Source organism: Absiella sp. AM09-50, assembly GCF_003433845.1.
In the GTDB taxonomy this organism is placed as follows: Bacteria; Bacillota_I; Bacilli_A; order Erysipelotrichales; family Erysipelotrichaceae; genus Hoskinsella; species Hoskinsella hominis.
This window is the reverse complement of the sequence record NZ_QVFI01000026.1, coordinates 50127-58681: the sequence shown is the minus strand read 5'-3', so window position 1 is coordinate 58681 and position 8555 is coordinate 50127. Positions and strand designations below refer to the sequence as shown.

The window sequence follows — 8555 nt, the reverse complement described above, 5'->3', positions numbered from 1 at the left end:
TAAAGACAAAATCAATTTGGTTTCATTAAGACATTATCATATTCGAATCATAATATTTTAATTAAATATTGATAGTTTATCGTCAAATTGATATAAAATTTGATATAATAAACAAGTTAAGAGGAGTGATAAAAATGGATAAAAGCGAATTACAAGATTTGATAAATCATGGTGAAAAGATTAATGTTGAATTTAAATCTTGGGTGGAAACTCCGAATTTCAAGAATCTTATTAAGTTATGCGTAAAAGAAGTAGTGGCATTAGCAAACTCAGAAGGTGGTTATTTACTTCTTGGAGTTGAGGATGATCAGCGTATTACGGGTTGTACAAAATACGATATCCAAAATATTATAGAAAGTATTTATGATAGAACTGTGCCAAACTTGTTCACTAAAGCAGAAGCAGTCACAATTGATGGAAAAGATGTTATCGTGATATATGTGGAAAAAAGTAAACGGCTTTGTGGAACATCTTCTGGGGAATATTATAAACGATTAGGAAAAAACTCTAAACCATATACTCCAGAAAATATGAAAGACGAAATTGTGGAAGATATTGATTATTCCGCACAGATATTAGAATGTACCTCAGAGGAGGATATCAATTTGCTGGAGGTTTATAAACTAAAAGAAAAATTGAAAGTAAGAGATAAACAATCAACATTAATAGAATTAGATGATATGTCTTTTTTGAAAGATCTTTCTTTGGTTAAGGAAACAAAAACGGGCGATAAGCTTACGGTAGCAGGATTGCTTTTTGTAGGGAAAGAAGCTTCTATTCATAAATATATGCCTCAAGCAGAATGTATTTATTTACATTATAGTGATGATAACAGAGAAGAATATGATAATCGTATAGATTTGAAATTACCTATTATTTCTGTGCTAGATCGTTTAACAGAAAAAATCCAGGATTATAATCATCTAGTCAATATCCAGGTTGGATTGTTTAGACTTGAAATCTATGATTTTTCTGAAAAGGTTTTTCAAGAAGCACTTTTAAACGCGTATACACATCGTCGCTACGATAGTCCGGGATCCATATATGTAAAACATTATTCTGATCAATTGATTATTGAAAGTCCAGGCGGTTTTATGGCGGATATCAATGAAAAAAATATTATCACACATCCATCAGTACCAAGAAATAAATTAATTGCTGAGACATTACAAAGATTAAGATATGTTCAAAGAACAGGTCAGGGAATTGATATTATATTTAAAGAAATGGTTTCAATGGGGAAACCATATCCAGAGTATACAGCATATAAAGATGCAATCAAACTAACATTATACAGTTCTATTGAAGATGAAGGCTTTGTGAAATTTATCGCAGAAACCCAGGATAAAAATAATAATTTATTTACATTGCCTGAACTAATGGTTTTAAGGTATTTATTTGAAAATAAAACAATATCTCTTTCAGAGGCTGCTGATTTAACGCAATTAAAGTCGGATGATGCTAAGCATGTTTTATCAAAGTTAGAGCGATTATCTTTAATTGAATTATCAGGAAGAATCTATATGTTAACTGCAAAGGTTTATCATGAGGTAAAATCTGATATACAATATACACAAGATCTAACTGCAACATATATAAAAGCAAAAAATATGATTTTAGAATATTTAGAGATTAATGGCAGCATTAATAATGAAACTATCAGAGAGCTATGTAGATGCACTAGAAAACAATCATATTCTTATACTAAAAGAATGAGAGAAGAAAATGTAATTAATATGATCGGTAAAGGTAAATCAGTTCATTATGTAAAAAAATGATATTTTAATTATCTTTACTATTGAAATATATATTATATTAGTGATTATGCATCCAAATTATTTCGAAAAATATGATTGTTATTATTTTGATATAAACCAATGCGCTCCAAGTACGCTCCGATATGCTCCAATATGCTCCAATGCGCTCCAATACGCTCCAAATGCGCTCCAATGCGCTCCAAATACGCTCCGATGCGCTCCAATGCGCTCCATAATCAATTATTTGAGGACAGTACAAAGCTGTCCTTTTAATTTTTTTGTAAAAAATTCTTAAGAAATATTGACTTTCCCCTTAGGGTAGAGCATATAATTCATCACATAGACAGGAGGCATTCAAATGAATTCTATAAAAATTGAACATCTATCATTTGCATATGATGAGGTGGATGTATTGCATGACTTTTCCTTAGAAATAGGAGAAGAAGGTTGTGTGCTATTGGCAGGAAGAAATGGCAGTGGTAAAAGTACACTATTAAACCTATTATGTGGCAGTCTTTTGCCATATGAAGGAAGTGTTGAGCGAAATGGTATACATATAGGTTATTTGCCTTTTGATTCTCCTTTGATAGAACAATTAAGTGTACTAGATAACTTACGATATTTCTATCGCTGTTTTCATCATCAGGATTTCGATTTACAGAGTCCGTTTGTTCAAAAAGTATTACAAGCCTTGTCAATAGACTATTTAAATCAACGTGTAAATAAATGCAGTTCTGGGCAAAAACAAAAGGCAGGGATTGCGATGATTTTATTAAGTGGTGCAGATATGATTGTGATGGATGAACCTTTTGTGGCAATCGATTCTAAAAGTGTTATTAACTTGATTGAACTTTTGCAAGAAATGAAAGAACATACAACTTTTTTATTAACCACTCATACGATTGATCAATTAGAGCCATTAGCGGACCGCCTGATTTTATTAAATGAAAAAGGTATAGCAATAGATACAAAAGATAAAAATCAATTACATGCATATTTCAAAGGTGATGTTTTATGAGATGGAAAATGATTTGTAAAGATCAAGACTGGAAATATCTTGCAATTGTGATGATTCTAGCGTTTCTTTATGCGTTTGGTACTTATAATGAAGATTCCTTAACAATCGTTGTAGGAATCTTAGAGCCAATGACACATGAACAGCTAATGATGTCGATATCTGCTTTTCCGGCATTTGCTTTATTATTTCTGTTTTACCGGATTATGGCACATCACGAAACCAAAGGACGATGGAAAACATTATTAGCATTTCCAATCCAAATACGAAAGTATGTCGCAGGGCTTCTGCCACTTGCTTTTATAGCACAACTGATACCATTCTTATTATCACAGTTGATATATTATATATTATCTTCAACGATTTCGCTTTCCTTTATAAGCTTTATGCTTGTTTTACAAATTGTTTATTATGTGTCATTTTTTTACACTACCTTTGCGACAAAAAGTGGTTATTTTGGGGAAGGAATCAGTGTAAATATCGTAAATCCATTAAGAGAATTAATGCCAATATTTTTGATGTTTTGTATTTTAAATATTGGTAACTGGATATCTTTTATAACCAAATATCAGTTCATTATCTTATGCATCTGTTTACTGTTTTTATTAAGACTATTTTGGCATCTGCCTTATCTTATGATTATGAAACAGCATCGTGAACTTATGGTGGAAAGATTATTTTGTGGAAAACAGGCAACTGCAATGGAAAGGAAAAAACAAAAACAGCAACAGCGGATAGATAAAGTATTACAATATATATTTCAACATTTTCCATGGAAAGGAAAGAATTACTGGATATGGGTTGCGATTATTGATGTCAGTCTAAAACAAAAAGGCTACCCCTTATGTATCGCATTATTTTTCATGTTGCTTGCGATTGATCAAGGACAGCCTGTATTTGGATTATGTGCGTGCTTGTGTATCATCTATTTTCTTTACTTTGTTTATACCCAGAAAAAGGTGATAGAACGCGTGTCAATTAAATAATTACATGAATGCAGATTCGTCGTATCCTAAACATACGATACAGAAGATTGCTTTAGCGATTTGTAAGAATTTTGCCATCATGTATCCCTCCTATCATTGACATCTATAGTATAATCAAAGTAGAAAAAAACTGCGTGTGATTGAACTTACAGTTTCATAACAGATTTGTAAGTTATGGTTAGAAGGTGTAATTTATGTTATTTCATGAAGTAATCAAAGAAACAGGTATCACAAAAAAAGCGTTATTATATTATGAAGAAAAGGGATTGATTGAAGTTTTGCGCAATGATAACGGCTATCGTGAATATCGTGAAGATCAATTATTGATTTTATGGAAAATCAAAGTATTGCGGCAACTAGACTTTTCTATTTCTGAAATCGAAAATATCTTAAAGAAGGAGCATGATGAAGAAATCTTTCAAGACCATTTTAATGAAATTGATAAACGAATGGCACTATGTCGTATACAAAAGGCGTATATCAAAGCTGTATATAATCAAAAAGATGAAACATGTTCAACCTATGCCCGAATGGATCAAGAATTGAAGGAGGAATACGAATTTCAGGATAGTGTCAAAATCACAATGCAGGAAGATAATAAACAATTCACATCTAAATATTTTATGGAATTTATGATGGGATGCTTTTTACTGTTTTGTGATAAAGACTGGCTGCCGATTGTGGGATTGATTATGGTACTGCATGTGCTATATATTTTTGTAAGAAGCTCTGCAGATCAAGATGGATTGCTCAGAGTGTATATATCTAGTATGAAGGAACTATTGCGTAAATGGAAAAGAAAAAACAAACGAGAGGAATCATGATCATAAGATTCTTCTCGTTTTGCTTTGCACATGTCATAAAATGTTTGCGTAAATATTATATCGAAAGGAACATGAGCATATAAAGTTGTTTGATACACCCTTGTGTACTGATATTATATATAGAAAAATATTTTGCTATATCCTCATAATAATCTTTCATGCTTTGCTGTTGCTGTTCTCTTACTTTTATGAAGTCTTGTATGTTACATTATCCTTTATAAATGCAGGCATTCCTCCACATAATATATAATTTTTAGGGGCTAAAGATATATCTTATAGATACTATCAGGGACTATTTTTACATATCCAATCGAATGAAGTTGACGCAGCTATTGCTACTTTCAGTAGGCTGCCACTGGCTATATTCATAGCACATGTTGCAACTTTTATGTACATATTTCTTGCATCAAAACAATTTTCATGTACATAAAATATGCAAAAGACAAAGAAAAAGGTATATCGAATATACGATATACCCTGAATATTAGCGATAATTACGCATGAAGTGATCGATTCTTTCGATTGCTTCTTTGATATGCTCAATGCTATACGCATAAGATACACGGACAAAGCCTTCACCAGCATCACCAAAGGCTGTGCCTGGGACACAAGCTACTTTTTCTTCTGCCAATAATTTTTCACAGAATTCATCACTTGTTAAACCGGTAGAGCGAATATCTGGGAAGATATAGAAAGCACCATGAGGCAGATGTGTTGGCAAGCCAATACGATTAAAGCCTTTTGTGATAAAGTTTCTTCTTGATTCATAGGCTTCTTTCATTTCCGCAACATGAATATCACCATTATGAAGTGCCTCAATCGCACCATATTGTGCAGCAGTAGGGGCAGACATAATAATGTACTGATGGATTTTATTCATAGCAGCAGTGAATTCTTTGTTGGCAAGAGTATAACCTAAACGCCAGCCAGTCATCGCAAAGGCTTTTGAGAAACCGTTGATAACAATGACCTGATCTTTGATTTCCTCAAAGTTCGCAAGTGAACAGAACTCTCCATCATATGTTAATTCAGCATAAATTTCATCACTGATGACGATTAATTCATGTTTCTTGATGATTGGCACAAGCTTTTCATAATCTTCTTTCGTCATGACACCACCAGTAGGATTGCTAGGATAATTCAACAGCATAACCTTGCTTTTTGGAGTAATGGCAGCTTCCAGTTTTTCTGGTGTTAATTTAAATTCATCTTTATGCTCCAATTTGATATGCACAGGTTTTGCGCCACATAATTCTACACTTGGTGTATATGCGACATAACATGGCTCCATTAAGATAACTTCATCTCCTGGATTAACAAGTGCACGCATGGCGATATCAATTGCTTCACTGCCACCAACAGTCACAATGACATTATCATTTGGATCATAATCCAGATTAAAACGGCGTTTTGCATAGGATACGATTTCTTCTCGCAGTTCTAATAATCCCTGATTTGCAGTATAGTGCGTTCTGCCTTCTTCAATGGAATAGATTGCGGCTTCACGAATATGCCAGGGAGTATCAAAATCAGGTTCACCAACACCTAAAGAGATAACTCCTTCCATTTGAGAAGCTAAATCGAAGAACTTACGGATGCCACTGGGGCGAATCGTCTGTACTTTTTCACTTAGAAATTTTTCATACATTATGGCGTCACAACCAATCTTTCGTTATGTTTTTCTTCTTCGTCAAAAATAACGCCGTTTACTTTATATTCTTTTAATACGAAGAAAGTAGATGTGGAAACCACGTTTTGTGTTGGTGCTAATTTTGTGCCAACAAAGTTACTGACTTCCTGCATCGTTTTTCCATAGATAATTACGATGAATTCACTTTTTCCACTCATAAGATACATAGTATCTACTTCAGGATAACGGTATATATTCTTCGCAATCTTGTCATAGCCATAATCACGTTCTGGTGTGACTCCTACTTCAATCAACGCCATCACTTTTTCTTTATTTGTCTTATCCCAGTTAATGATCGTGTGGTATCCACAAATAATTTTTTTCTTTTCCAGATCACTCATCGTATGAATGACACTGTCTTCGTCTTCTAATAAAACATCTGCCAAATCTCTTGTAGAGTAACGGGCATTTGTTTCCAGAAGAGATAATAGTAATTCAGTCTTCATTTTTCATCACCTTTTCTATAATATGTATCTATTGTATAATGGATTCAAAAGGAAGTAAACCAGGAATTTTCATAGGATTCTTAAGATTTTGAAATAATACATGAAAACAAAGCGTTATATTTATGAAAGGAAATGGAAGAAGTATGGATAAACAGGAGGAAATGTTGTGTGAAACGATAGATGATTTCATTGATCGCTATGGAAATATGGTTTATCGCGTCGTACTACAACATATGCAGCATGAAGCAGATGCTCAGGATGTTTTACAGGATAGTTTTGTGAAAATCATGAACGCAAAACGACCAGAATTTGAAAATGTTTATAAAGAAAAAGCATGGGTACTACGCATAGCAATCAATACATGTAAAGATCATTGGAAACATGAACGTATCAGAAAAACAGTAGAATTAAAGGATCAATATGCACAAGAGGAAACCTACACACCCCTTGTGGTTTTGCCATATGTTAAAAAACTGCCACAGAAATATCGGGATGTTGTCTATCTTTTTTATTATGAAGAATACAGCGTAAAAGAAATCGCATCTATTCTGGGAAAGAAAGAAGCAACGATATTAACGTGGTTAAGGCGAGCAAGAAAATGTTTAAAAGAGATGTTGGAAGGAAGTGATATCTATGAAGAAATATAAAGATGATCTGAATCATTTTAAATTAGATGAACAACAGATTGCCCAGCTGAAATATCAGGTAAAAACGAATCAGACAGTTAAAAAACGTAGAAAAAAAATTTATCTGCCAGTGGGAATCGTCATCATTACCGCAATACTCATCATCTTTTTAATTCCTAAGCCACATGTTTCTTATGGTGCAATCACTTATCTGCCCAATATTCCACAGATAGAAAAAAAGACTTATACACCACAAAGCTATGATTGGCTGGGTGGTGGTATATTCGATTCATTATTTGATAAAAACCGCAAAGATGTTTATGATAACACATATGAAGATATCAAAGCATTGCCTGTTTATCGATATCAAAATGTGGATCTTCAAGCCGCAGAGATTGGTGATTTTGAGGATAATGTTTTAAAGGAACGCATGCAGCTTGTGAAAGAACAGCTACAAATGGAAGGACAGATTCAATCATCAAATGATTATGATGTAAGATATCACTTAGAAGATGATGAAAAAAATGTTTCTGTATATCGTGATGCCTCCATTCATATCCAATATAAACAGGAAATAGAAAGAAGTACTATAAGCAATAGTGAAAAAATGCTTCAACTTGCGAAACAATATCAATCAGTTTATGCGCAAACAAGAAAGATTACATCACCTATATATCATGTGATTGAAACAGGACCTGATGCATTAGAAGTTTTGATTACTCAAAAAAGTGAAAACGCACCAATATATGCGGAAGGTAAAGATGCCATTCATTTCACAATAATAGATACATTAGAAGCAGCGTATCCCTGTATCGTGCTTCCTTATCAAAAAAATATTGAAGAAGTGGATACAATGCCTTTGATCAGTAAAGAAGAAGCTGAAGAAAAACTCTTACAAGGAGATTATTATTACTTTTTCCATCATACAGAGTTCACAAAAGAGGACATCATTGGATATGATTTATTATATCCTACACTTAAGCGGATACGAACATTTTTACCATATCGTCTGCCTGTATATCGCTTTTATATTCTAAAAGCGGAAGGTATTTATTTTTGTGATGTTGTCGCAATTACAAGTGATGCTTATGAGCGTTTGACAGATATGAATCCTTACACAAAACAGAAGCCGTGAAAAATAATTGAAAATTAGAAAAAATCAAAAAACAGTATCCTAAAATCAGGAAAAAACGGTAAATTTATGAAATACA

8 protein-coding genes are annotated in these 8555 nt (G+C 33.0%); 6 read left to right on the top strand and 2 right to left on the bottom strand.

Translation table 11 applies throughout. From position 1 onward, the window contains the following. Positions 1-134: 134 nt before the first annotated feature. The 4 genes from DW114_RS17175 to DW114_RS17160 all read left to right on the top strand — a co-directional run bounded on the left by DW114_RS17175 (position 135) and on the right by DW114_RS17160 (position 4582). Positions 135-1778 (top strand): RNA-binding domain-containing protein, encoded by a 1644-nt coding sequence (locus DW114_RS17175; protein WP_117454932.1) that lies wholly within the window; start codon positions 135-137, stop codon positions 1776-1778. A gap of 337 nt (positions 1779-2115) precedes the next feature. After that, entirely contained in the window at positions 2116-2775 is a 660-nt protein-coding gene (locus DW114_RS17170; RefSeq protein ID WP_117454931.1) for an ABC transporter ATP-binding protein, read from the top strand. Then, the gene (locus tag DW114_RS17165; protein ID WP_117454930.1) at positions 2772-3758 is read left to right on the top strand and encodes a hypothetical protein; all 987 of its coding nucleotides are present in this window, start codon (positions 2772-2774) and stop codon (positions 3756-3758) included. Before DW114_RS17170 ends, DW114_RS17165 begins: the two co-directional genes overlap by 4 nt. A gap of 194 nt (positions 3759-3952) precedes the next feature. Continuing rightward, positions 3953-4582, top strand: a complete 630-nt coding sequence (locus DW114_RS17160) for a MerR family transcriptional regulator (RefSeq protein ID WP_117454929.1) — start codon at positions 3953-3955, stop codon at positions 4580-4582. A 484-nt stretch (positions 4583-5066) separates the two neighbouring features. Here DW114_RS17160 and DW114_RS17155 read toward each other — a convergent pair whose 3' ends face one another. Further along, on the bottom strand, positions 5067-6230 hold the full coding sequence (locus DW114_RS17155) for an aminotransferase class I/II-fold pyridoxal phosphate-dependent enzyme (RefSeq protein WP_117454928.1): 1164 nt from the start codon (positions 6228-6230) through the stop codon (positions 5067-5069). Continuing rightward, entirely contained in the window at positions 6230-6718 is a 489-nt protein-coding gene (locus DW114_RS17150; RefSeq protein WP_117454927.1) for an Lrp/AsnC family transcriptional regulator, read from the bottom strand. The genes DW114_RS17155 and DW114_RS17150 overlap by 1 nt, the downstream gene beginning before the upstream one ends. A gap of 143 nt (positions 6719-6861) precedes the next feature. Here DW114_RS17150 and DW114_RS17145 point away from each other — a divergent pair, with 143 nt between their 5' ends. Together DW114_RS17145 and DW114_RS17140 are read left to right on the top strand one after the other, a co-directional pair. Next, positions 6862-7365 carry an RNA polymerase sigma factor gene (locus tag DW114_RS17145; RefSeq protein WP_117454934.1) on the top strand — a complete coding sequence of 168 codons (504 nt, stop codon included), beginning with the start codon at positions 6862-6864 and terminating at the stop codon, positions 7363-7365. Then, positions 7352-8479 (top strand): hypothetical protein, encoded by a 1128-nt coding sequence (locus DW114_RS17140; RefSeq protein WP_117454926.1) that lies wholly within the window; start codon positions 7352-7354, stop codon positions 8477-8479. The genes DW114_RS17145 and DW114_RS17140 overlap by 14 nt, the downstream gene beginning before the upstream one ends. Positions 8480-8555: the final 76 nt, after the last annotated feature.